General features: G+C 58.7%; 1 protein-coding gene. It reads right to left on the bottom strand.

The annotated features are described in order from the left end of the window. Window positions 1-59: 59 nt before the first annotated feature. On the bottom strand, window positions 60-526 hold a 467-nt coding region (locus tag EN925_RS38960), incomplete at its 5' end, for a GMC family oxidoreductase (protein WP_245487494.1).

Genomic DNA, 526 nt, shown 5'->3' with positions numbered 1-526 from the left:
AAGCAGCCCACGTTAGGCGCGAGTTGGGCGCAGTCACTCAGCAGCTGCCGGTGTGATCATCACCGGCGAAGCCTGTCCGCGAGATGGAGCCCAAGGGCCAAGATCGTCAAGGTGGGATTCGCCTGGCTGGATGTTGCCAGAACCGAGCCGCCCGCGATGTGCAGGTTCATCAGTCCATGAACTCGGCATTCAGCGTCAACAACCCCATCGGTCGGGCTCGCAGACATTCGCGTGGTACCGAGGTGATGACCGTCCATGGCGCCTGATTTGTCTGCCATTTCGATCACATGGCCAGGTTCAAATCCTGAAATGGTAGCTCCGATCTTCTCCAGCTTCCAACCGAGCAGTCGATAGGCGCGCGCGATGCTTTGGAGATCGTTGCTCGTGGTTTTCCAATCGACGCGCAGCTTCGGCATACCCAATCGGTCGCGTTCGCTCACCAACGTCAGTCTGCTTGCGGGGTTCGGCTCCTGTTCCGAATGAAACTCAAGATTGACCACATTGGCGCGCGGCCCCAATACGATGG

The sequence above is a fragment of the Mesorhizobium sp. M7A.F.Ca.US.006.04.2.1 genome (assembly GCF_004022915.1).
Classification (GTDB): Bacteria; Pseudomonadota; Alphaproteobacteria; order Rhizobiales; family Rhizobiaceae; genus Mesorhizobium; species Mesorhizobium ciceri.
This window is presented reverse-complemented; position numbering and strand designations above follow the sequence as displayed.